Consider the following 23,005-nt stretch of genomic DNA (forward strand, 5'->3'; position numbering starts at 1 on the left):
CGTTACCTGACCTGGCTTAAAGGTAAGTGGGCACGAGGCAGTGCTTGTGCTCGATGTGATATTCGAATTCCTCGCGGAAGTTCTTGATCATTGCCTGAACCGGCATCGCGGCGGCGTCGCCCAGGGCGCAGATGGTGCGGCCCTTGATGTTGTCGGCGATGTTGTTCAGCAGCTCCATGTCTTCCGGACGGCCCTGGCCGTGTTCGATGCGGTGGACCATGCGGTACATCCAGCCGGTGCCTTCGCGGCACGGCGTGCACTGGCCGCAGGATTCTTCGTAGTAGAAGTAGGACAGGCGCAGCAGCGACTTGACCATGCAGCGGGTCTCGTCCATGACGATGACGGCGCCCGAACCGAGCATCGAACCGGCTTTCGCGATCGAGTCGTAGTCCAGGTCGGTGTCCATCATGACGTCGCCGCGAACCACCGGCGCGGACGAGCCACCCGGGATCACGGCCTTGATCTTCTTGCCGCCGCGCATGCCACCGGCCAGCTCCATCAGCTTGGCGAACGGGGTGCCCAGTGGGACCTCGTAGTTGCCCGGACGCTCGACGTCGCCCGAGATCGAGAAGATCTTGGTGCCGCCGTTGTTCGGCTTGCCCAGGCCCATGTAGTTCTCCGGACCGATGTTCAGGAGGAACGGGACGGCCGCGAAGGTCTCGGTGTTGTTGATCGTGGTCGGCTTGCCGTACAGGCCGAACGAGGCCGGGAACGGCGGCTTGAAGCGCGGCTGGCCCTTCTTGCCTTCCAGCGACTCCAGCAGCGCGGTTTCTTCGCCGCAGATGTAGGCGCCGTAACCGTGGTGGGCGTGCAGCTGGAACGAGAATTCCGAACCCATGATGTTATCGCCCAGGAAGCCGGCGGCGCGCGCCTCTTCCAGCGCTTCTTCGAAGCGCAGGTATTCCTGGAAGATCTCGCCGTGGATGTAGTTGTAGCCCACGGTGATGCCCATCGCGTAGGCGCCGATGGCCATGCCTTCGATCAGCGCGTGCGGGTTGTAGCGGATGATGTCGCGGTCCTTGAACGTGCCCGGTTCGCCTTCGTCGGTGTTGCAGACGAGGTATTTCTGGCCCGGGTACTGGCGCGGCATGAAGCTCCACTTCAGGCCGGTCGGGAAACCGGCGCCGCCGCGGCCGCGCAGGCCCGAGGTCTTCAGGTCGGCGATGATCTGTTCCGGCGCAATCTTGCCTTCGAGGATACGACGCAGGGCCGAGTAGCCGCCGCGCTTGACGTAGTCTTCCAGGTGCCAGTTCTCGCCGTTCAGGTCCTTCAGGATCAGCGGATTGATGTGACGGTCGTGCAGGCTGGTCATTTCTTCAGTTCCTCAACGAGGGCGTCGATCTTGTCGTTGCTCATGAACGAGCACATGCGGTGGTTATTCACCAGCATGACCGGTGCGTCGCCGCACGCGCCCATGCACTCGCCTTCGAGGACGGTGAATTGGCCGTCTTCGGTGGTGCCGCGGAATTCGACGCCGAGCTTGTCTTTCAGGTGCTGGGCGGCGCGCTCGCCGCCGGACAGCGCGCACGGCAGGTTGGTGCACACGGTGATCTTGTGCTTGCCGACCGGGCGGGTGTTGTACATGTTGTAGAAGGTCGCCACTTCCTGCACGGCGATGGCCGGCATGCCGATGTAGTCGGCGATTTCCTGCATGGTTTCGGGCGACAGCCAGCCCAGTTCGACCTGGGCGTGGGCCAGCGAGGCCATCACGGCGCTCTGGCGCTGGTCGGCCGGATACTTGGCCAGCTCACGGTCGATTTTTTTATAGCACTGCTCGGATAACAACATAATCTCTTCTGCCTTTCGGACTTTATCGGTCAATGGAGCCGAAAACGATGTCTTGCGTACCGATGATCGTGACGGCGTCGGCGATCATGTGGCCGCGGGCCATCTCGTCCAGGCTCTGCAGGTGGGCATAGTCGGGCGTGCGGATCTTCAGGCGGTACGGCTTGTTGGCGCCGTCGGACACGATGTAGATGCCGAACTCGCCCTTCGGGTGCTCGACCGCGGCGTAGGCTTCGCCTTCCGGCACGTGGAAGCCTTCGGTGAACAGCTTGAAGTGGTGGATCAGCGATTCCATGTTCGACTTCATCTCTTCGCGCTTCGGCGGCACGACCTTGTGGTTGTCGACCATGACCGGACCCTGGTTCACGCGCAGCCAGGCGATGCACTGCTTGATGATGCGGTTCGACTGGCGCATTTCTTCCACGCGCACCAGGTAGCGGTCGTAGGAGTCGCCGTTGGTGCCGACCGGGATGTCGAAGTCGAGCTTGTCGTAGACGGCATAAGGCTGGGTCTTGCGCAGGTCCCAGGCGATGCCCGAGCCGCGCAGCATGGCGCCGGTGAAGCCCATGGCCTTCGCCGCTTCCGGCGACACCACGCCGACGCCGACCGTACGCTGCTTCCAGATACGGTTATCGGTCAGCAGGGTTTCGTATTCGTCGACGTAGCCGTCGAAGCGCTTGGTGAAGGCTTCGATGAAGTCGAGCACCGAACCCTGGCGGTCTTCGTTCAGCTTGGCGATCGCCTGCTTCGAACGGATGATCGATTCCTTGTGCTGCGGCATGGTGTCCGGCAGGTCGCGGTAGACGCCGCCCGGGCGGTAGTAGGCCGCGTGCATGCGCGCGCCCGAGACCGCTTCATAGACGTCGAACAGGTCTTCGCGGTCGCGGAAGGCGTACAGGAAGGGGCCCATGGCGCCGATGTCGAGCGCGTGCGCGCCGAGCCACATCAGGTGGTTCAAGAGGCGCGTGATCTCGTCGAACATGACGCGGATGTACTGGGCGCGGATCGGCGCTTCGATGCCGAGCAGCTTCTCGATGGCGAGCACATAGCCGTGCTCGTTGCACATCATCGACACGTAGTCGAGGCGGTCCATGTAAGGCACCGACTGCAGGTAGGTGCGGGTTTCCGCCAGCTTCTCGGTGCCGCGGTGCAGCAGGCCGATGTGCGGGTCGGCGCGCTGGATCACTTCGCCGTCCAGTTCCAGCACCAGGCGCAGCACGCCGTGCGCTGCCGGGTGCTGCGGACCAAAGTTCAGGGTGTAGTTCTTAAGCTCAGCCATTATTTCATCCCGTAGGTTTCTTCGCGGATCACGCGCGGGATGTTTTCACGCGGCTCGATCGTCACGGGTTGGTAGATCACACGCTTCTGTTCGGGGTCGTAGCGCATTTCGACGTAGCCCGAGATCGGGAAGTCCTTGCGGAACGGGTGGCCGATGAAGCCATAGTCGGTCAGGATGCGGCGCAGGTCGCCGTGACCGTCGAACAGGATGCCGTACAGGTCGAAGGCTTCGCGCTCGTACCAGTTGGCGCCGCGCCAGATGCTGGTGACCGATTCGACCAGGGGCATCTCATCGTCCGGGCAGAACACGCGCACGCGCACGCGCCAGTTGTGTTCGATCGACAGCAGGTGCGAGACGACGGCGAAACGCAGGCCGTCCCAGGTGCCTTCGCCGTACTGGGAGTAGTCGACGCCGCACAGGTCGATCAGTTCTTCGAACTTCAGCGACGGGTCGTCGCGCAGGATCTGCATCGAGCGCAGGTAATCGGCGGCCTTGACCACCACGGTCACTTCGCCGAGCGCCGTCGAAATGGCGGCGCCCTCGCCCAGTGCTTTTTCCAGGGCGAGTTGGAGGACTTCGAGTTTTGTCGTCATGGTGAATCCGGCAGTGTTAACGCGCGATCGTGTTGGTGCGCTTGATCTTGTTCTGCAGCTGCATGATGCCGTACAGCAGGGCTTCAGCCGTCGGCGGGCAACCCGGGACATAGACGTCGACCGGCACGATACGGTCGCAGCCGCGCACCACCGAGTACGAGTAGTGGTAGTAGCCGCCGCCGTTGGCGCAGGAGCCCATCGAGATCACCCAGCGCGGCTCGGCCATCTGGTCGTACACCTTGCGCAGCGCCGGCGCCATCTTGTTGCACAGCGTGCCGGCGACGATCATCACGTCGGACTGACGCGGCGAGGGGCGGAACACAATACCGAAACGGTCGAGGTCATAGCGGGCCGCGCCCACATGCATCATCTCGACCGCGCAGCAGGCCAGGCCGAACGTCATCGGGAACATCGATCCCGTGCGTGCCCAGTTGATCAGCTTGTCGGCTGTGGTGGTAATGAAACCTTCGTTTAATACGCCTTCAATAGCCATGGCTTATTCCCAATCAAGGGCACCTTTCTTCCAGATGTACCAGAAACCAACGACGAATTCGGCGATGAACACCATCATCGTGATGAACCCGGTCCAGCCCAGTTCGCGCATCGAGACGCCCCATGGGAAGAAGAATGCCGTTTCCAGATCAAACAAAATAAACAGGATCGCCACCAGGTAGTAGCGAACGTCGAACTTCATGCGGGCATCTTCGAAGGCTTCGAAGCCGCATTCGTAAGGAGAGAGCTTGGCAGCGTCGGGACGGTTCGGGCCGAGGAGATAGCCGAGCACCTGGGGAGCGACGCCGACACCGACGCCGATCAGGATGAAGAGAAGAACGGGGAAGTAATTTTCGAGGTTCACGATGGAGCCTATTTGAACGATCGGTTAATGAAACCACTGCATTGCCTGCAGCGCCGTATCGCGCAATCCTGGCCGTAAAGCACTGTCCAGGAATAAATGTGGTCTCGGTGCCCAGCGGGCACCAAAACCACATTTGCTGCTGGCCAACCACTTCGCCCTGCTACCAGGACCGTACGACTGATCCTCGTAAAAAAGCCAGCTCAGGCTGGAGAGCGGTTGCTCATCGCCCTTGCTGGCTTTCTTTTATCTTGGTGCCGACGGCGAGACTCGAACTCGCACAGCTTGCGCCACTACCCCCTCAAGATAGCGTGTCTACCAATTTCACCACGTCGGCTGGAGACCAGTATTATACCCTGCCTTAACACCTTCTTTCAATGCACAAATTGAGGTGGCGCAAGGAAAAAACTGGTTTTTCTCGAACTTTTTTGTATTGCATGAAGCAAAACACATCTTGTCAGTTCGAGAATCCCGTCGGACCGCCGTTTTCGGCGCCGCCGGGGCACTGCAAGGCCGTGAAGGCCTGTCGTTTCATGGGCAGGTGCCGCTGCCGGCCCTGCCCCGCGGCCCACCCTGGGGCGACCGCATCGCGCGCACCAGCCGGCGCGCGCATAAGGATACTACGATTACTTCTGACCTGCCGGCGCCGGAGCTGCCGGAGCGGCCGGGACGTCGGCGGCCGGAGCGGCCGGCACGTCGGCGGCCGGCGCCGTTGCAGGAGCGGTCGGCGCGCCAGCCGGCGCACCAGGAACGTCGTTCACCGGCGCGGCCGGGGTGGTGGCGTTCGGCACGCCCGAGCCGGCGTTGTTATTCATGCGCTCCATCACGCCGCCGCTGGTGGCAACGGTGCGGGTGTTGCCCATGTAGGCCAGGGCCAGGGTCGAGGCGAAGAAGATCGCCGCGGCCACCGCCGTCGACTTCGACAGGAAGTTCGACGAACCGCTGGCGCCGAACAGGCTGCCCGATGCGCCAGAGCCGAAAGCGGCGCCCATGTCGGCGCCCTTACCGTGCTGCAGCAGCACCAGGCCGATGATGACCAGGGCCGAGATCACCTGCACGACAATAACAAGATTGAACATCACGTTCATTACAGTTCCATTCCAAGTTTAACTACGTTGCAAATTCTTTAGTGCGGCACTCAGGCGGCGGCGCCGATGATCGCCAGGAAGTCGGCCGCCTTCAGCGCCGCGCCGCCGATCAGGCCGCCGTCGATGTCGCCCTGGCCCATCAGCTCGGCCGCATTGTCCGGCTTCATGCTGCCGCCGTACAGGATGGCGACGCGCTCGCCAGCTGCGGCGCTGCGCTCGCGCAATTGGCTGCGCAGCTGGGCATGCACTTCCTGCGCCATCGCCGGGGTGGCGGTCTTGCCGGTGCCGATCGCCCACACCGGCTCGTAGGCGACCACGATACGCGCGGCAGCGTCGACGTCAAGCAGTTCCAGCACGGCAGACAATTGTCGGCCGACTACAACATTTGTTTGACCCGCTTCGCGCTGCTCGAGGGTTTCGCCCACGCAGACAATCGGGGTCAGGCCGGCGTTCAGCGCGGCCAGGGTTTTCTGCGCCACGACCTGGTCGGTTTCGCCATGGTAGGCGCGGCGTTCCGAGTGGCCGACGATCACGTAGCTGCAGCCGAAATCGGCCAGCATCGAGGCCGCCACTTCGCCCGTATAGGCGCCGCTGGCGTGAACCGACACGTCCTGCGCGCCCCAGGCCAGCTTGCCGCCCGCCAGGGTGTCCGCGCATTGCTGCAGATACGGAGCCGGCACGCACACGGCGCACGTGGCGTTCGCGTTGTCCAGTCCGGCGACAATTCCAGCGAGCAGCGACGCATTCGCTGCGCGGCTGCCGTTCATCTTCCAGTTACCTACGACGAGTTTGGGACGCATATAACCCCACAGTCAAATAACCCGCTATTCTAGCCCCCGTTCCGGGGGCGGTCAAACTATGGCTGAGCGGGTGTGTTAAAAGGACGTCAATGAAACCGGTATGGTTCAGTGACGAGGAACGGTGCGATCTCAAACCACCTGCAACACGATCTTCCCGACGTGCGTGCTCGACTCCATCAGCGCATGCGCCTCGGCCGCCTGGGCGAGCGGGAAGGTCTTGTAGATCACCGGCTTGATCTTCCCCTGCGCGAACAGCGGCCACACCTGCTCGCGCAGCTTGCGCGCAATCGCGCCCTTGAAGGCCACCGGCCGCGGGCGCAGGGTCGAGCCGCTGATGCTCAGGCGCCGGCGCAGCACCTGGCCGAGGTCGACATTCGCTTTCGCGCCGCCGAGTAGCGCGATCAGGGCGATGCGGCCGTCGTCGGCCAGGCAGTCGATCTCGCGCGCCACGTAGTCGCCGGCGACCATGTCGAGCACGACGTCGACGCCCTTCCCGCCCGTGAGTTCCTTCACCACCGCGACGAAATCCTCGGTCCGGTAGTTGATCCCGCGCTCGGCACCGAGCTCCTCGCAGGCCCGGCATTTCTCGTCGCTGCCGGCGGTGGCGAACACCCGGTGTCCCAGCGCGGTAGCGAGCTGGATCGCGGTCACGCCGATGCCCGAGGTGCCGCCCTGCACCAGCAGGGTTTCGCCTTCCGATAAACCCGCGCGGTCGAACACGTTGGTCCAGACCGTGAAGAAGGTTTCCGGCAGCGAGGCCGCCTCGACGGCGCTCAAGCCTTCCGGCACGGGCAGGCACTGCGCCAGCGGCGCCGCGCAGTATTCGGCATAGCCGCCGCCCTGCACCAGGGCGCAGACCATGTCGCCCTTTTTGAAACCGCTGTCGCCAAGCTCGCCGTCGACGATCTCGCCGGCCACTTCCAGGCCCGGCAGGTCGGAGGCGCCCGGCGGCACCGGATAGTGGCCCATGCGCTGCAGCACGTCGGGCCGGTTGATGCCGGCCGCGTGCACACGGATCAAGACCTCGCCTGCTTTCAGCTCGGGCAGCGGCCGCTCGCACGGCTGCAGCACTTCCGGTTTGCCCGGTTGCGTAATTTCGATTGCGCGCATTTCGGCCTCCTCTTGAGAAAAGGACAATTGTACGGCAAGCCCGCCTTCCCTGTTCCTGCCTCATTTGTTGCTCGGCGGCGAATGTATTTCCTTTTCTTGTGCTCGAACGCAAACAAATTCTTTAATGCATGAGCTTTTTGGGGAACTTTAGAGTTAGCACAACGAACTCGTCCGTAGCCACCTTGTCGCCCCCATGCGCGCCGCATAGATTGGAGGACGCGCGCTGAAGCATTCAAACCGTTTCCACCAATAAGCAAAGGAACGATCATGCAACTGATTCCGTCCTCCCTGTCCGACTGGCTGCGACGTACCGCAGCAAGTTTCTCCGACTCCCTCCCCGTCGACCGTCCGCGCCGCAGCATGCTGCTGGCCGGCACGCTGCTGGCCACCGCCCTCGCCCTGCCCGGCCCGCCGGCCGGCGCCCAGGATTGGACCACCGAACGCTGGACCGGCACCTGGGGCACCGGCCCGGCCGGCCCGCCGGCAGCCGGCACGGCGCAGGTCTTCACCGACCAGACCTTGCGCCTGATCGTCCACACCAGCATCGGCGGCAACCGCGTGCGCATCCGCGTCTCGAACGAGTTCGGCAGCACGCCGCTGCGGATCGGCGCCGCCCGCATCGGCGTACGGGCCTCGGGTTCCGACATCGCGCCGGGCACCGACCGCGTGCTCACCTTCAGCGGCCGCACGGCGATCGTGATCCCGCCCGGCGCGCCGGTGCTGTCCGACCCGGTCGAGCTGAACGTGCCGGCGCTGGGCGACCTGGCGGTCAGCCTCTACCTGCCGGGCACGGTGGAAGCGACCACGATCCACAACACCGGCCTGCAGACCAACTACGTCTCGCTGCCGGGCGACTTCACGGCCGCCGCCACCCTGCCGGTGCAGCGCACCATCACGGCCTGGCCCTTCCTCACCGAAGTCGACGTCGACAGCGCCGGCCCGGCCATCGTCACCCTGGGCGACTCGATCACCGACGGTACCCGCAGCACGGTCGACACCAATAACCGCTGGCCCGACTGGCTGGCGCGGCGCCTGCAGACCGTGCGCGACCCGGTCCTGGGCCTCAACGGCCGCCTGGGCGTGGTCAACCGCGGCATCAGCGGCAACCGCCTGCTGGCCGATTCGCCGAACCCGCTCGCCGGCCGCAGCATCCTCGAGCGCTTCGACCGCGACGTGCTCGCCACCGCCGGCGTCAAGTACATGACCCTGATGATCGGCATCAACGACATCGGCAACAGCTCGCCGGCCAACCCGGTGACGGCCGAGGACCTGATCGCCGGCTACCGCCAGGTGATCGCGCGGGCCCACGCCAAGGGCATCGCCGTGTTCGGCGCCACGCTCACGCCCTTCGAAGGCGCAGGCTACTATTCGCCCGAGAAGGAAGTCGTGCGCCAGGCCGTGAACGCCTGGATCCGCTCCACCGACGAGTTCGACGGCGTGATCGACTTCGACCTCGCCACCCGCGACCCGGCGCACCCGACGCGCTTCCTGCCGGCCTACGACAGCGGCGACCACCTGCACCCGAGCGACCTGGGGTACCAGGCGATGGGCAATGCGGTGCCGTTGACGCTGTTCCGCGCGCTCGGTGCGGCGGCTGCGGCGCCGGTGAAGGTGGAAAAGGTGAAGTGAGACGGGTTGTTTCAGTTCCGCCGCTGCAGCGCCGGCACCGCTGGCGCTGCTGATGCGGCAGGGCCAACAACCACCTCGATGGACTGGCCCGGCCCCGCCAGTTCGTGGAAGATGTCGTCGAGGTAGACGGCCAGCTCGTGCTCCCCGAGCTCGGCCGGGATCACGAGTTCGTCTTCAGGCACGCGCGTGCCGGAGGTGAGCCGGTACGCCATCCAGCGCTCCTGCTCGCGCCGTACCTCCAGCTGGAAGCGGCCGTAGATATTGAATCGCATGTCCTGTCCCTATCGCAGCGCAGATCATTCCGGCCCGCTCCGCAAAACCGGCAGGCCGACCGCTTCTTCTTGCGGCGTGCGGGCGCCGGCCTCGCTGCCCGCCTCAGTTGCCACCCGTCTTCGACTGCGCCGGCAAGCTTGTGCCCACCTTCCAGGTCCGCGACAAGGCCTGCGCCTCCTCGATCTGCTCCTGGGTCATGGTCTTGGCAATCGCGGCGCGCTGGTTGATGGCATTCTGGTGGCCGCTGGCCGCCGCCAGGTTGTACAGCATGTAGGCGATCACCGGGTCGGCCGGCACGCCGGCGACGTGGTAGCGGTACATCAGCCCGAGCGCGTGCTGGGCTTCGGCATGGCCCTGCTCGGCCGCCTTGCGGAACCAGGTGACGGCGTGCTTCTGGTCCTGGGGCACCGCGTTGCCGGTGTAGTACATGGCGCCGACCACGTACTGGGCGTCGGCCTTGCCCTGCTGGGCCGCCTTCAGGTGCCAGGCGAAGGCCTGCTTGTAGTCGCGCGCCACGCCGCGGCCCATGTAGTACATCAGGCCCAGCAGGTGCTGGGCGTCGGGATTGCCGGCGCGCGCCAGCGGCGCGATCTCCTTCATCGCCAGCGTATAGTTGCGCGCGTTGTAGGCGCTTGCTCCCTCGGGAAAACCCGCGTGCGCCGGGCCGAGCAGGCCAAGCGCAAGCAGGATCGCTACGGTATATGTTTTCATTGTCTCGTGCGTGGTACCGGTCTCTTGGAGCGCTGACGCTCGTAGTCCACCCTTGTTTTCTTGCGGCGCGCATCCCCGGCGCCGCCACGATGTCATTTCCAGCTCACCTTGCCCAGTCCGTCGACGCTGACCTTGCGGTTGAGCGGCTTGCCGTAGACTGTGACCGAGCCCATGCCCGACAGGTTCAGGTTCGCGTTCTGCTGCGCCGTCACGGTCGCATTGCCCAGGCCCGACAGGTCCAGCGTCACGCTCTCGGCGGTGAACTGCTGGGCGTCCAGTCCGCCCAGGCCGGCCAGGTCGGCCTTGAGCCACTTGCTGCGCCCGGCCAGGGTCACATAGCCTGCGCCCTGCAGGTCGAGCTCGATGCCCTCGCTCTGCATGCCGGCCAGCTTCATGCTGCCGACGCCGCCCAGGCTGGCGCTGATCAGGCGGTAATTGGCGTTCACGTCCATCGAGCCGGCGCCGTCCAGCGACAGGTCCAGCTCGTCGCCGGAGAAGCCCGTGATCTCGGTCGTGCCGACGCTGTCCGAACTCACCTCGCGCAGCCGCGGCAGCACCAGCTCGGCGCGCAGCGCGCTGGCGCGCTGCAGGCGCACGCCGCGCGTCGCGGTGCCGATGTGGAGCGTGTCGCCGCTTTGCACCGTGGTCAGTTTTTCCAGCCAGCGCGGATCGCCGCGCAGCACCAGCACCGCCGGGCTGCCCTGGCGGATGCGCAGGTCGACCAGGCCGTCGAGCTTGACGCGCACCACGCGGGCGTCGATGGCGCGGGTTTCGTCTGCCGTCTCGGGCGCGGCCGCGGCCAGGCGCACCAGCGCCAGCAGGCCGAACAGCGCGAGCGCGAACTTGAAAAACTTGTGCATGAACATACTCCGTATCCGATTCCAGTGTCGTCTTGTGTTGCAGCCTCGTCAATACAATGACATGCAGCCGCAACACTACCAGCAAGCCTCGCCCTACTCCAGTAATAAATTGTACTAAAGCAATCTAGCGAGACTGGCAATCACTGCACTATAGCCCTCGCTTCCGTCGCTGCGCCCCGGAATGCGACAGACCGCAGAATCCGCCGACAGGCTGCCCGAATCGCCGCTGGATCACTGCTGAATCACTGCCGAATCGCCGGTCTCCTACGCCGATATACATACGCAAAAAATTACTTTTTGGCATGTCGTTGCGTTAAGATGAATTGCTCCGCGCCCCGGGTGCGGTCGCTATTTCGTTTCAGCCATTTATTGAGGTCATCAATGCGCATGCGCCAACTCCCCGTCCTGCTGGCCGGGCTCGGCTTGTCGATGTCCGCCCTCGCGGCGACGTCCGACAAGTGGGACCTGCCGGTCCATGTGAAGAAACTCGACAACGGCATGACCGTGGTCGTCTCCGAAGACCACAGCTCGCCCACCGTCGGCGTCTCGGTCGTCTACCACGTCGGCATGCGCCTCGAGCCGCGCAACCGCACCGGCTTCGCGCACCTGTTCGAACACCTGATGTTCCAAGGGACACCAAACGCCCCCAAGGGCGTTTTCGATAAAACCATCACCGCCGGCGGCGGCCGCAACAACGGCTCGACCCGGCCCGACTTCACCAACTACATCGAGACCGCGCCGGTGTCGGCCCTGGAACCGATCCTGTGGCTGGAAGCGGACCGCATGAAGACCCTCGATTTCAACGAGAAGACGCTGAAGAACCAGCAGGACGTGGTCAAGGAAGAGATCCGCGTGAACGTGAAGAACCAGCCCTACGGCGGCTTCATGTGGATCGACATCAGCCAGCACGCTTTCCAGAAGTGGGAAAACAACCACGACGGCTACGGCAGCTTCGAGGACCTCGAAGGCGCCAGCCTGGACGACGTACGCGCCTTCCACCGCGACTACTACGGCCCGAACAACGCGGTGCTGGCGATCTCGGGCGACGTGACCCCGGCCCAGGGCTTCGCGCTGGCGCAGAAGTACTTCGGTTCCATCGCCGCGCGTCCGACACCGAAGAGCGGCGACTTCTCCGAACCGATGAACAAGACCGAGAAGCGCATCGAACAGACCGACGCGCTGGCCCAGGTGCCGGCGATCGCGGCGGCCTGGAAGATCCCGGAACGCGGCAGCCGCGACCAGGCGCCGATGGCGGTGCTGGCCGAGCTGCTGGCCGGCGGCGACGCCTCGCGCCTGTACCAGGGCCTGGTCAAGGGCCGCGAGATCGCGCTCAACGTCGATTCGCTGTTCGGCCTGGTCGACCCCTGGACCTACGACGGCCCGACCCTGTTGACCGTGTTCGCGCTGTACAAGCCGAGCAGCAACGCCGACGCCGTGCTGGCCGCGATCGACGAGGAAGTGGCGAAGGTCGTCACCGACGGCGTCGACGAGGCGACGCTCAAGCGCGTCAAGACGCGCATGCTGGCCGACTGGAACAACTCGCTCGAGTCCTTCATCAACCGCGCCGACACCCTGGCCAAGCTGCAGACCCTGTGGGGCGACGCCAACGTCGTCAACAAGATCCCGGGCTGGATCGAGGGCGTTACCTCCGCCGACCTGCAGCGCGTCGCCGCTACTTACCTGGTGAAGAACAACCGCACCGTCATTGACCGCAAGCCCGTCGCCAAGCCGGCGGTGGCTGCAGCCCCGGCCGCACCGGCTGCGGGCGACAAGAAATAATTAGGAGCGCATCGATGAAAAAACTGATGCTCACATTCGCCATCGCGATGGCGTTCGCCCCGGCCGTCGCCGGGGACGCCCCGTCCGCGGCAAAGGCCGTTTCTCCCACTTCCGCGAAGTCGCTGCCGATGCCGGCCTACGGCAAGGACAAGCCGATCCCGACGCCGCAGATCGTCAAGAAGACCCTGGCCAACGGCATGACCGTCTGGGTCGTGCCGCGCCAGGGCCTGCCGCGCGTCGACTTCGTGCTGGCCGTGCGCGGCGCCGGCTATGCCGCCGACGACAAGGCCCACCCGGGCTTCGCCAGCATCCTGGCCGGCATGCTCAACGAAGGCAGCGCGAAGCGCGATTCGCGCGCGATCGCCGAAGCGGCCCAGGGCATGGGCGGCTCGGTGGCCGCCGGTCCCGCGGCCGACGGCATCGTGGTCTCGGCCAACGCCCTGGCCTCGCACGCCGGCGAGATGATGTCGCTGCTGGCGGAAGTCACGCGCACCCCGTCCTTCCCGGATAGGGAAGTCGAACTGGCCAAGGCGAATGCGCTGCAGGCGCTGCGCGTGTCCGAAACCACGCCGCGCTTCCGCGCCGAGCGCGCCATCAGCCAGGCGGTCTACGGCGCGCACCCCTACGGCCACACCGACCCGACCGCGGAAGCGATCAACTCGGTCAGCCGGGACCTGCTGCGCGCCGAGCACGCCAAGCGCTTCCGTCCGGACCGCGCGCTGCTGGTCGTCACCGGGCGCGTCAAGGAAGCCGAGGCGATGAAGCTGGCCCAGGCGGCCTTCGGCGACTGGAAGGCGCAAGGCCAGGCCGTGGCTGACGTCGCCCCGGTCCCGGCCAACGCCAAGCCGGCCCGCATCCTCTTGCCGCGCGCCGGCAGCGTGCAGTCGACCATCCGCATCGGCGGCCCGGGGATTGCCGCCAGCGCCGCCGACCAGGTGCCGCTGCGCCTGGCCAGCACCATCCTCGGCGGCGGCTTCTCGAGCCGCGTGAACATCAACCTGCGCGAGGAGAAGGGCTATACCTACGGCGCCTCGGCCGGCGCGCGCATGAGCCGCGCGGGCGGCGCCATCGTCGGCGGCGCCGACGTGCGCAACGAAGTCACCGGCGCGGCCCTGAACGAGTACTTCAAGGAGTACAAGCGCATCGGCTCCGAAGCGGTGCCGGCCGACGAAATGTCGATGAACAAGCGCTATGTCGCCGGCGGCTACCTGATCGGCAACCAGCTGCAGCGCTCGGTCGCCACCACGCTGGCGCAGAACTGGCTGGTCGGCCTGCCGCCGGAATTCCTCGGCCAGTACGTCCCGCTGATCGAGAAGGTCACCCCGCAGCAGGTGCGCGAGGTCTCGGCGAAGTACTTCGCGCCGGAGAAGCAGTCGATCGTCGTGGTCGGCGATCCGGCCGCGGTGGGCGAGCAGCTCAAGCAGTTCGGCGAGTTCACCGTCAGCGACAAATAAGGACGGTTTCGTCCGGTTCGAACGCCCGCCTCGCGCGGGCGTTTTTGTTTGGTCGGAGCGTGCGTACGGGTATTCCGAAATACGAAAGACCGCGTGGCCACAAGTGCCCACAACCTGTGTAGGACCGATGGATTCCCGCGGCGCCTCCAAACCTCACTGTCCCAACGCAATCCCCGGCTTGCGCCGCAACGCGCTCATGACCTCGCGCACCGGCAGGTGCCAGTCCAGGTCCGTGTTCGTGTAGTGCCAGGCATTGCGCGGCCGGTATTCGATGCTGATCGCGGCGTTCGAATTCATGACGCCGAACCAGTCGACCTCGCCCATCACGTCGATGATCCTGCGGTAGCGCGGCGGCATCGCGATCGCGGCCGATATCGTGACGATCGCCAGGTCCCCCAGCTCCTCGTCCTGGTGCTCGTCGCGTAGCGCGTACAGCGCTTCCGAGATCACCAGGTTGCCCTTCGAATGCCCGACCAGCAGGCCGAAGCGGAAGCGCCGGTCGGTCAGCACCCGGTACAGCGTGCGCGTGTCCAGGCTGGTGCGCGCCGGGTTCATCGCCTCCATGGTGTCCAGTTCCCAGGCATTGCCGCGCGCTAGTTCGTCGATGCCCTCGTACTGGTGGCGCAGGCGGTTGAGCGTGCCGAACCAGAACCAGCCCCCGGCCGCTTCGGTCAGCATGTCGGCCAGTCCGTAGCCCGAGACCAGGGCCGCCACCGGCTCGCCGAAGGCATCGGCCACGTTGCGGGCAAAGGCCGCCGTGCCGAGTGCGGAGCTGCCGACGCCGGCCACGGCCAGGATGCGAGTCTGGATGCCGCCGTTCCTGGCGAAGTCCTCGATGTCCGGACAGATGCGCAGGCTGCCGGCGCCCGACGGTGGCACGATCAGGAGCGCCCCTTCGCGCGCCAGCCAGGGCGCGACCGAGGCCGCTTCCGCGGGCGTGACCACGCCGATATCGTAGAAGATCGCGTCGAGCACGGCGTTGCGGCGCCGGTAGGCTTCCAGCAGGGCCTCGCGCCAGGGTGCTTTTGCCTGCACGACCTCCGACGCGGTATTGCGCCCCGCCTGGACGGACGCGAGCACCAGCGGCGCGCTGGTCCTGGTTGACGCTGTCATGGGCGATCCCTCCCATCGGGCACATGCGGGACGGCTTGCGGAGCGTCGTCCCAATCCGATTAAGAGCGACGCGGAGAGGCAAAGTTCACCGCCGGGCGCGCTAACGCTCCGGGAGCCAGCAGCGCTTCCGGATGGGCGCGGTGTCGGCGCCGTGGCCGATGCGGCAGGCTCAGGCCCCGGCGTGGAAAGGACAGCCGTGCACCGGTTCGGCAAGCGGCGCCGCGGCGGCTTTCGAGTCCGGCCTGCGCTCCAGCACCAGCCGCAGCCCGCCCTCGGGCCGCTGGCTCACGCCCATGCGCGCCTTCGGTTCGCCCTGCCCCGGCGCCGGGCGCAGGCTGAAGCGCTGCAGCAGCATCGCCAGCGCCAGCGTGATCTCGACGCCGGCGAAGCCGTTGCCGATACATACCCGTGGACCCGCGCCGAAAGGCAAGTAGGCGCCGCGCGGAATGTCGTGGGCTGCCGAGGTGTCGAAGCGCGAGGGGTCGAAGCGCGAGGGGTCGAAGCGTTCCGGCTGCGGGAACCAGCGCGCGTCGTGGTGCGGGATGACGGTCATGATCGACACCACGCTGCCCTTGGGCAGCAGGTAATCGCCGATGCGCACGTCTTCCAGCGCGCGCCGCGCCAGCAGGCCTGGCGACGGCGAGTACAGGCGCATGACTTCCTTGACCACCATGCCGATGTAGGGAAGCCGGGCCAGATCGGCGTAGCCCGGCGTGCGGCCGCCGAGCACGCGGTCGGCTTCCTCGGCGGCGCGGCGCGCCACTTCCGGGTGCGCGGCCAGCGCCCAGCCGGCCCAGGTCAGCGCCGCCGCCGTGGTCTCGTGGCCGGCCAGGAAGGTCGTCATCAGCTGGTCGCGCACGCCTTCGTCGTCCAGCATGGCGCTGCCCTGCTCCCCGCTCGCGTCCCCGCTCTCTCCTTCCGCGTCCACCGCCGCCAGCAGCATGCCGAGCAGGTCGTCCTGCCTGTCCGGAGCCGCGCGGCGCGCGGCGATGTGCGAACGGATCAGGGTGTCGAGCAGGCGCATCGCGGCGCGCTTCGCGCCCCGGCCCGGATACGGCAGCCAGTCCGGCAGGGCGAAAGGCAGGAACATCTCGCGGTAGCCGGTGTCGACCAGCGTGCGGATCGCGCGTTCGATGCCGGCGGTCCGGTCGCCGGAACTGGCGTCGACCCGCGTGCCGAACATCGTGCGCAGGATGGCGTCGGCCGCCAGCATGTTCATCGCGTGCTCGAAGTCCAGCGCCGTGGCGCCGTCGCCCGGCATGGCCTCGAGCGCCTCGTCGATGGCGGCGCTCACCTGGCCGGCGTAGACGTCGAAACGCTTCGGGCTGAAGGCCGGCTGCAGCATGCGGCGCTGGCGCCGCCACTGCGCGCCCTCGGTGATGAGCAGGCTCTGGCCGTGGAGCTGGGCCAGCACCTCGACATGGCGCTCCCAGCGCACAAAAGCATGCGCCTTCTCGACCAGCACCTCGCGGATCTGCTCCGGATGACGCAGGGCGTAATAGTCGACGTGGCCGAACTTCACGTACACCATGTCGCCATGGCGTTCGTGGGCATCGCGCCAGAAACCGAGGAAATCGTCCTGCATGCGCCGCAGCGAACGCATGCCGAAAGCGCGGTCACGCGGGCCGGGTGGGCGGGTTATCGTCGTCAAGGGAAAACTCCAGTCGGTAGATCCAGTCCGCTTCTTCGCTCTGCACGTCGCGCGCAAGCTGCAGCGGCGTGCGGCCGGTCTGGGCCTTGCAATCGCGGACCATGTGCGACTGGTCCGCGTACTCGTTGACCAGGGCGTGGTCGGCCATGTCGACCTCGTGGCCCGCCAGGTACTGGCGCTGGGCACGCAGGAAGCTGCGTTCGCCGCGCCACAACCGCGCCAGTGTCTGCAGACTGGCGCCGGCCTGGCGCGGCGCGACGCGCTGCAGCTGGCGCGGTCCGATGCCCAGGACCTTGCTCGCCAGCGCCAGTGTCAGCCGTCCGCCGAGGCGGCGCATGCGGGTCCAGGCCGGCAACGCGGCGCCATGGGCCCACTGTGCGATGAAATCCTCGATCAGGCGGCGGCGCTCGTCGTCGCTCGAGGCCGCGAACACGGCATCGACCAGGCCCAGTGCGTGTGCGGGCAGCACCTCGCGCGCATCGGCGAAGCGGTTCTGCACACGCGCCAGGTCGACGCCGAACAGGGCGTGGAAAGCATCAGGGTAGAACATCGCGAAGAATGCGTGGACCTCGCCTTGGTTCCGCGACGTGAAAGGCGCGGTCTGGCAACCGCCGACGACGCAGCGCGCGAGCGGCTGGCGCAGCCCGGCATCGCCGCCGCAGGACAGCAGCTCGACGCTGCCCTCCAGGAACCAGGTGATGCTGCAGTAGGCGCCTGCCGGGAAGCGGTTCAGCAGCGCCGGCCCGGTCAGCCCGCAACCGCGTGCATCGCGCGAAATAGTCGCCCGCAGGAAAGGCGCCGCGCCCGCGTCGGGCAGCGACATGCGGGTAATGGGCGGGCGGGAAATGGGGGAGCGCATGACACGTATTCTAGCCTTGCCTGTCTGGCAAGATAGAATAAAAACGACATCGGCCGGGCTATCCGTGCCCGGCCGATGTGATGTACTTCGGTTCCCGCGCCTTGCTTACCCGCGCAGCGCCTTTTCCAGGTCTTCCAGCTCGGCCGGCTTGACCAGGTGGGCGTCGAAACCGGCTTCCTGGGCTTTTCTCCGGTCTTCGGGCGAACCGTAGCCGGTGTGGGCGACCAGGCGGATGTGCTTGAGTTCCGGATGCGCCTTGAGCATGCGCGCCAGCTCGTAGCCGTCGGCGCCCGGCAGGCCGATGTCGAGCACGATCACCTGCGGCCGGTGCTGCAGCGCCAGCGGCACGATCTGGCTGGCGTCGTGCGTGGTCCAGGCCTCGTGGCCCATCTCGGCCAGCAGGAAGCCCATCATCTCCATGGCGTCGATGTTGTCGTCCACCAGCAGCACGCGCAGTCCGCCGGCCATGCCCGTGTTTTCCGCGGGCGCCGCGGCGGCCTCTTCCGGTCCCGTCACGCGCAGCACCGGCAGCTCCACCGTGAAGGTGCTGCCCATGCCGATGCCGGGGCTTTCGGCGCGCAGCTGGCCGCCGTGCATCTCCAGCAGGCGCGACACCAGCGACAGGCCGATGCCCAGGCCTTCCGGCGCGCGGTCGGGCGGCACCGCGGCCTGGGCGAACATGCCGAAGATGCGCGGCAGGTTGTCCTCGGCGATGCCGATGCCGTTGTCGATCACGGCGATGCGCACGGTCTCGCCGTCGAGCGTGACGGCCAGGCGGATGCGGCCGCCCTTGGGCGTGAACTTGGCGGCGTTGTGCAGCAGGTTGCCCATCGACTGGGCCAGGCGCACCGGGTCGCCCGCGACCCAGACCCGGCGCTCGGGCTGGCTGATCTCGAGGTGATGTTCGCGCGCGGCGATCAGCGGGCCGGCGGTCTCGATCGCCTGGGCGATGACGGCACCCAGGTTGACCTCCTCGCGGCGCAGCACGATCTTCCCTTCCGAGATGCGGGCGACGTCGAGCAGGTCGTCGACCAGGTGCGCGAGATGGTCGACCTGGCGCAGGATGACTTCGCGCGCGCGGTTCTGGCGCTCGGCCGCGTTGGTGCCGGTAACGCCGAGCAGGGCCGCGGCGTTGCGGATCGGGCTCAGCGGATTGCGCAGCTCGTGGGCCAGCGTGGCCAGGAACTGGTTCTTGTTGGCGTCGGCCGCGCGCAGCAGCGCTTCCATCTCCTTGCGTGCGCTGATGTCGCTGGTGACGCGCGCCACGCGGTAGACCTCGCCGCGCGCGTTGCGCACCGCGAACAGGCGGTCGCGCACCCAGCGCGTGGCGCCGTCGGCCAGCACCACGCGGAACTCGTCTTCGTAATGCGGCTCGGTCGCCAGCGCGGCCCAGCGGCCCTGCAGGCGGGCGCGGTCGTCCGGGTGGACGCCGTCGAGCCAGCTCAGGTGGTTGCGGCGCAGCGACTCCGTGCTGCGGCCCCAGATCTTGGCATAGGCCGGGCTGACATAGGCCAGCACGCCGTCGGGCGCCGAGAACATCCAGAACACGTCCTCGATGTTGTCGGTCAGCTGGCGAAATCGCTCCTCGCTCTCGCGCAGGTCGTCCTGGGTCTGGCGCATGCGCAGCAGCGCGTTGACGTTGGCGACCAGCTCGTCGGCCTCGATCGGCGCGGCCAGGTAGTTGTCGGCGCCGCCCTCCAGGCCGCGGATCTTGTCGGCGCGGCCGGTCAGCGCGGCCGAGGTCTGCAGCACCAGCACGCAGTTGGTGTCCGGATCGGACTTGATGCGGCGGCACACCTCGATGCCATTGATGTCGGGCAGCTTGACGTCGAGCAGCACCAGCGCCGGGTCTTCTTCGCGCACCATCGCCAGGGCATCGGTGCCGTTGGCCGCTTCCATCACCCGGAAACCGGCGCTCTGCAGGATGCGGGTCTTGGCGTAGCGGGCGCCGTCGTTGTCGTCAACGTTGAGGATGAGGGTCGGGTTCGCGGTCATGATTCGGTATGGTCGGCGCTGTCGGACTGCGGAAATGGATACTGGCGCGGCAGCGTCAGCGAGAAGGTCGAGCCGACCCCGGGGCGGCTGGTGACGTCGACCCGCCCGCCGAGAAAGTCGGCCAGGCGCCGGCACAGCGGCAGCCCGAGGCCGGTGCCCTTGCTGCGGCGCTGCAGCGGATGCTCGACCTGGGTGAACTCTTCGAAGATCAGTTTCAGGTGGTCGGGCGCGATGCCGATGCCGGTGTCGGTCACGGCAAAGGTGATGGTATCGGTATCGGCGTCGTAGCTGGCGCTCACGCGCACCGAGCCCTGCTCGGTGAACTTGAGCGCGTTCGAAATGAAGTTGCGCAGGATCTGGGAGATCTTGCCCTCGTCCGAATCGAAAGGCGCCTCGATGCCGCCGGTGTCGAACACCAGTTCGACGCGGTCGGACGTCACCAGCGGGCGCAGCATGCCCTTGAGGGCGCGGAACAGGTTCTCCACCACCACCGGCGCCAGGTGGGTTTCGACCTTGCCGGCCTCGATCTTGGCCAGGTCGAGCAGGTCGTTCACCAGTTCCGACAGGTTGGTGGCGGCGGTCTCGATGAAGCGCACCTGGCGCTCCTGCTCCGGGGTCAGGTCGCCGTCCATGCGGTCGAGCAGCAGCTTGGCCAGGGCGCGGATCGAGGACAGCGGCGTGCGCAGCTCGTGGCTGGTGTTCGACAGGAAGCGCGACTTCATCTCGTCGGCAAGGCGCAGGCGCTCGGCCTTGTCCTCGATCTCGGCGTACAGCGCGACGATGCCGCGGTTGGTGTCCTCGAGTTCGCGGGTGAGCGAGAGCAGGTCTTCCTGGCGCTCGCGCAGTTCGGCGAGCGTTTCGACCAGCTCGTTGTTCTGCTGCTGCACCTCCTGGTAGGTGTTCGGGGCGGGCATGGCCGCCAGTTCGGCGCCGATCTGGGCCAGGCGCGCGGCGCCCAGCGGCGGCTGCGGCGGCAGGGTCTTGCGCATCACGACTCGCATGCCCTGCGGGCCATCGGCGATCTCGCAGCCGTCCATCAGGCGGTGCGCCGTGACGATCGCCGGATCGGCCCCGGCGTTGGCCTGGCCGGGATTGCCCACCGCGGCGGCGACGCTGACCTCGAGGTACTGGCCTGCGCCCTGGCCGGCCAGGGCGAACACGGCGCGCGCGCCGGGCCCGAACTGGGAAGCGGCGCGCGCCACTTCCGACACCGCGGTGGCGATGCGCACCTGGTCCTGCCTGGAAAAGCCGAGCAGGCTCGATACCTGGCGCGCGCGCTGGCGCACCAGCACCACGTCCTGGTCCGATTCCAGCGCGACGTTGAGGATGCGTCCGTTCATACGCGCCCCGCCCTTCTGCGCACCACCAGCACCATGGCGTCGTCGCGGCGCCGGATGTAGTCGCGCATCAGCACCGCCGCGATCAGCGCCGGGCTGTGCCCCAGCAGGCCGGGGTACTTGTCCAGGTCCCACTGGGTCTGGATGCCGTCCGAGTGCATGATGCACAGCGCCCCCGGCGGGCAAGGCACGGAGAACTCCTGGATCTTGCGTACGTTGTGGCCGACGATGCCGTTGTGCGAGACCAGCGCGCGGCGGCCGTCGCCGTCGATCACGCAGGCATTGATGTTGCCGATGCCGGCGAAGTGCAGCATGCCGGCGCCGAAGTCGATGCGGGCGGCGGCCATCGCCGCCCCGCGCGTGATGCGCAGGGACTGGTGGGCGGCGTCGACCAGGCGCCCCGGTGCCGAACCGGGCAGGCGCTGCAGCTCGCGGATCGCGGCGTTGGCGGCGGCCGCCGCTTCCGGCCCGTGACCGAGGCCGTCGGCCGCCAGCAGCGTGGCGCCCGCGCCGTCGCAGGCGACGCCCCAGCCGTCGCCGCAGGCATCCTCGCCCGCCAGCGGCACCGTCAGCGCCCCCACGTCAACCCGGCACATTCCAGGTACCGAGTCATCTTTCCACAGGCGCATGAAGAACAGCGCGCCATTGCCGGGTTGCGACCAGACGTCGAACTCGTCGGCCAGGCGCTTCAGGGCGCCCAGGCCGGTGCCCGCGGTGCCGGCGGTGGACATGCCGTCGCGCAGGCAGGCGTCGAGGTCGAGGATGCCGGGGCCGGCGTCGACCGCCAGCACGTCGATGCCGGGCACGCCTTCGGACTGCGACACGTTCACGTAGATCGTGCCCTCGCCCGCATGCTTGAGCAGGTTGGTGCCGGCCTCCGTGACGATCAGCGCCAGCTGGCCGGCGCGGGTCTCGTCGAAGCCGAGCTCGGTGGCAAGCCGTTGCCCGGCGCGGCGCGCGGCCGCGATGTCGCTGGCATGGGTGATCGCGAACGCCAGCTGGGTATCCAGCGAACTGATCAGCGTTTCCATTTCACCGCCAGCACCGCGGTGCCCTCGCCAGGCCGGGTATCGATGTCGAACTCGTCGACCAGGCGCTTCGAGCCGCCCAGGCCCAGCCCGAGGCCGCCGCCGGTGGTGTAGCCGTCGCGCAGCGCCAGCTCGAGGTCGGCGATGCCGGGCCCGTTGTCGACGAACAGCAGGCCGATGCCGTTGCGGAAGCCGTCGACCAGCTTGTCGAGATGGACCTCGCCGCCGCCGCCATACTTGATGGTGTTGCGCCCCAGTTCGCTCGCGGCGGTGACGAGCTTGGTCTGGTCGACCAGCGACAGGCCGATCGCCACCGCCCGCTCGCGCACATGCTTGCGCAGGCCGACCACGTCCTCGTCGCCGCGCAGCGGCAAGGTGACGCGGTCGGCGCGCAGCTGGCGGTTGCGGTCCAGTAGCTCCGTGTCGAATTCAACTGCGGTTGCAGCGTTCATCTATTCAGGTTCTTTCCGAGCAGGGCCATACCCTTTTCGACGTTCAGCGCGGTCTTCACGCCATGCAGCGTCAGGCCCAGCTCGACCAGGGTGATGGCGACGGCCGGCTGCATGCCGACCACCACCGTCTGGGCATCGAGCACGCGCGCCATCGCCGCGGTGTTGCTGATCATACGCCCGATGAAGGAATCGACCAGGTCGAGCGCCGAGATGTCGATCAGCACGCCCTTGGCGCTGTCGCGCACGATGCGCTCGGTCAGGTCGTCCTGCAGCGTCATCGCGAGGCGGTCGTGCATGTCGACCTGGATGGTGACCAGCAGCAGGTCGCCCATCCGGAGAATAGGAATGCGTTCCAT

Annotated in this window: 23 protein-coding genes and 1 tRNA gene; 3 read left to right on the forward strand and 21 right to left on the reverse strand. The window is 67.0% G+C overall.

Annotation, left to right across the window (positions count from 1 at the left end; genetic code table 11):
- Positions 1-16 precede the first annotated feature (16 nt).
- From nuoF to ACFOPH_RS10970, 10 genes are all read right to left on the reverse strand, one after another.
- Positions 17-1,312, reverse strand: coding sequence for an NADH-quinone oxidoreductase subunit NuoF (gene nuoF / locus ACFOPH_RS10925; RefSeq protein WP_312549987.1), 1,296 nt, complete (start codon positions 1,310-1,312; stop codon positions 17-19).
- Positions 1,309-1,788 carry an NADH-quinone oxidoreductase subunit NuoE gene (gene nuoE / locus ACFOPH_RS10930; RefSeq protein ID WP_312549985.1) on the reverse strand — a complete coding sequence of 160 codons (480 nt, stop codon included), beginning with the start codon at positions 1,786-1,788 and terminating at the stop codon, positions 1,309-1,311. The genes nuoF and nuoE overlap by 4 nt, the downstream gene beginning before the upstream one ends.
- 22 nt (positions 1,789-1,810) lie before the next feature.
- Positions 1,811-3,064, reverse strand: coding sequence for an NADH-quinone oxidoreductase subunit D (locus ACFOPH_RS10935; protein ID WP_312549984.1), 1,254 nt, complete (start codon positions 3,062-3,064; stop codon positions 1,811-1,813).
- Entirely contained in the window at positions 3,064-3,657 is a 594-nt protein-coding gene (locus ACFOPH_RS10940) for an NADH-quinone oxidoreductase subunit C (RefSeq protein WP_312549982.1), read from the reverse strand. The genes ACFOPH_RS10935 and ACFOPH_RS10940 overlap by 1 nt, the downstream gene beginning before the upstream one ends.
- A 16-nt stretch (positions 3,658-3,673) precedes the next feature.
- The gene (locus tag ACFOPH_RS10945) at positions 3,674-4,150 is read right to left on the reverse strand and encodes a NuoB/complex I 20 kDa subunit family protein (protein WP_020654624.1); all 477 of its coding nucleotides are present in this window, start codon (positions 4,148-4,150) and stop codon (positions 3,674-3,676) included.
- Between the two features lie 3 nt (positions 4,151-4,153).
- Positions 4,154-4,513, reverse strand: a complete 360-nt coding sequence (locus tag ACFOPH_RS10950) for an NADH-quinone oxidoreductase subunit A (RefSeq protein WP_312549978.1) — start codon at positions 4,511-4,513, stop codon at positions 4,154-4,156.
- A 249-nt stretch (positions 4,514-4,762) separates the two neighbouring features.
- Positions 4,763-4,847, reverse strand: a tRNA-Leu gene (locus ACFOPH_RS10955).
- Positions 4,848-5,136: 289 nt separating this feature from the next.
- Positions 5,137-5,598: a preprotein translocase subunit SecG gene (gene secG / locus ACFOPH_RS10960; protein WP_379735226.1), complete on the reverse strand. Its 462-nt coding sequence runs from the start codon at positions 5,596-5,598 to the stop codon at positions 5,137-5,139.
- Positions 5,599-5,648: 50 nt separating this feature from the next.
- Positions 5,649-6,398, reverse strand: coding sequence for a triose-phosphate isomerase (tpiA, locus tag ACFOPH_RS10965; RefSeq protein WP_379735228.1), 750 nt, complete (start codon positions 6,396-6,398; stop codon positions 5,649-5,651).
- A gap of 129 nt (positions 6,399-6,527) precedes the next feature.
- Positions 6,528-7,508 carry an NAD(P)H-quinone oxidoreductase gene (locus ACFOPH_RS10970; RefSeq protein WP_379735230.1) on the reverse strand — a complete coding sequence of 327 codons (981 nt, stop codon included), beginning with the start codon at positions 7,506-7,508 and terminating at the stop codon, positions 6,528-6,530.
- Positions 7,509-7,775: 267 nt separating this feature from the next.
- Here ACFOPH_RS10970 and ACFOPH_RS10975 point away from each other — a divergent pair, with 267 nt between their 5' ends.
- Positions 7,776-9,137, forward strand: a complete 1,362-nt coding sequence (locus ACFOPH_RS10975) for an SGNH/GDSL hydrolase family protein (protein WP_379735232.1) — start codon at positions 7,776-7,778, stop codon at positions 9,135-9,137.
- An 11-nt stretch (positions 9,138-9,148) separates the two neighbouring features.
- Here ACFOPH_RS10975 and ACFOPH_RS10980 read toward each other — a convergent pair whose 3' ends face one another.
- The 3 genes from ACFOPH_RS10980 to ACFOPH_RS10990 form a co-directional block, all read right to left on the reverse strand.
- Positions 9,149-9,409 (reverse strand): DUF7661 family protein, encoded by a 261-nt coding sequence (locus ACFOPH_RS10980; protein WP_379735234.1) that lies wholly within the window; start codon positions 9,407-9,409, stop codon positions 9,149-9,151.
- Between the two features lie 103 nt (positions 9,410-9,512).
- Positions 9,513-10,121 (reverse strand): tetratricopeptide repeat protein, encoded by a 609-nt coding sequence (locus ACFOPH_RS10985; protein WP_312552407.1) that lies wholly within the window; start codon positions 10,119-10,121, stop codon positions 9,513-9,515.
- Between the two features lie 92 nt (positions 10,122-10,213).
- Positions 10,214-10,981 (reverse strand): GIN domain-containing protein, encoded by a 768-nt coding sequence (locus ACFOPH_RS10990; protein WP_312552408.1) that lies wholly within the window; start codon positions 10,979-10,981, stop codon positions 10,214-10,216.
- Between the two features lie 387 nt (positions 10,982-11,368).
- Between ACFOPH_RS10990 and ACFOPH_RS10995 the strand changes: the two genes are divergently transcribed.
- Positions 11,369-12,760, forward strand: coding sequence for a M16 family metallopeptidase (locus ACFOPH_RS10995; protein WP_379735236.1), 1,392 nt, complete (start codon positions 11,369-11,371; stop codon positions 12,758-12,760).
- Between the two features lie 14 nt (positions 12,761-12,774).
- The gene (locus ACFOPH_RS11000) at positions 12,775-14,214 is read left to right on the forward strand and encodes a M16 family metallopeptidase (protein ID WP_379735238.1); all 1,440 of its coding nucleotides are present in this window, start codon (positions 12,775-12,777) and stop codon (positions 14,212-14,214) included.
- A 153-nt stretch (positions 14,215-14,367) separates the two neighbouring features.
- Here the strand turns inward: ACFOPH_RS11000 and ACFOPH_RS11005 are convergent, their stop codons facing one another.
- The 8 genes from ACFOPH_RS11005 to ACFOPH_RS11040 all read right to left on the reverse strand — a co-directional run bounded on the left by ACFOPH_RS11005 (position 14,368) and on the right by ACFOPH_RS11040 (position 23,005).
- Complete coding sequence (locus tag ACFOPH_RS11005) at positions 14,368-15,327, reverse strand: hypothetical protein (RefSeq protein WP_379735240.1); 960 nt, start codon at positions 15,325-15,327, stop codon at positions 14,368-14,370.
- A gap of 169 nt (positions 15,328-15,496) precedes the next feature.
- Positions 15,497-16,978: a cytochrome P450 gene (locus ACFOPH_RS11010; RefSeq protein WP_379735242.1), complete on the reverse strand. Its 1,482-nt coding sequence runs from the start codon at positions 16,976-16,978 to the stop codon at positions 15,497-15,499.
- The gene (locus ACFOPH_RS11015; RefSeq protein WP_379735244.1) at positions 16,944-17,837 is read right to left on the reverse strand and encodes an AraC family transcriptional regulator; all 894 of its coding nucleotides are present in this window, start codon (positions 17,835-17,837) and stop codon (positions 16,944-16,946) included. Before ACFOPH_RS11015 ends, ACFOPH_RS11010 begins: the two co-directional genes overlap by 35 nt.
- Before the next feature lie 105 nt (positions 17,838-17,942).
- The gene (locus tag ACFOPH_RS11020) at positions 17,943-19,832 is read right to left on the reverse strand and encodes a hybrid sensor histidine kinase/response regulator (protein WP_312553347.1); all 1,890 of its coding nucleotides are present in this window, start codon (positions 19,830-19,832) and stop codon (positions 17,943-17,945) included.
- Positions 19,829-21,172, reverse strand: a complete 1,344-nt coding sequence (locus tag ACFOPH_RS11025) for an ATP-binding protein (protein WP_312553349.1) — start codon at positions 21,170-21,172, stop codon at positions 19,829-19,831. The genes ACFOPH_RS11020 and ACFOPH_RS11025 overlap by 4 nt, the downstream gene beginning before the upstream one ends.
- Positions 21,169-22,200, reverse strand: coding sequence for an ATP-binding SpoIIE family protein phosphatase (locus ACFOPH_RS11030; protein WP_379735246.1), 1,032 nt, complete (start codon positions 22,198-22,200; stop codon positions 21,169-21,171). The genes ACFOPH_RS11025 and ACFOPH_RS11030 overlap by 4 nt, the downstream gene beginning before the upstream one ends.
- Positions 22,188-22,649 (reverse strand): anti-sigma regulatory factor, encoded by a 462-nt coding sequence (locus tag ACFOPH_RS11035; RefSeq protein ID WP_312550806.1) that lies wholly within the window; start codon positions 22,647-22,649, stop codon positions 22,188-22,190. Before ACFOPH_RS11035 ends, ACFOPH_RS11030 begins: the two co-directional genes overlap by 13 nt.
- Positions 22,646-23,005 carry an STAS domain-containing protein gene (locus ACFOPH_RS11040; protein ID WP_312550807.1) on the reverse strand — a complete coding sequence of 120 codons (360 nt, stop codon included), beginning with the start codon at positions 23,003-23,005 and terminating at the stop codon, positions 22,646-22,648. Before ACFOPH_RS11040 ends, ACFOPH_RS11035 begins: the two co-directional genes overlap by 4 nt.

The sequence above is a fragment of the Massilia haematophila genome (assembly GCF_042647645.1).
GTDB lineage: Bacteria > Pseudomonadota > Gammaproteobacteria > Burkholderiales > Burkholderiaceae_D > Telluria > Telluria haematophila.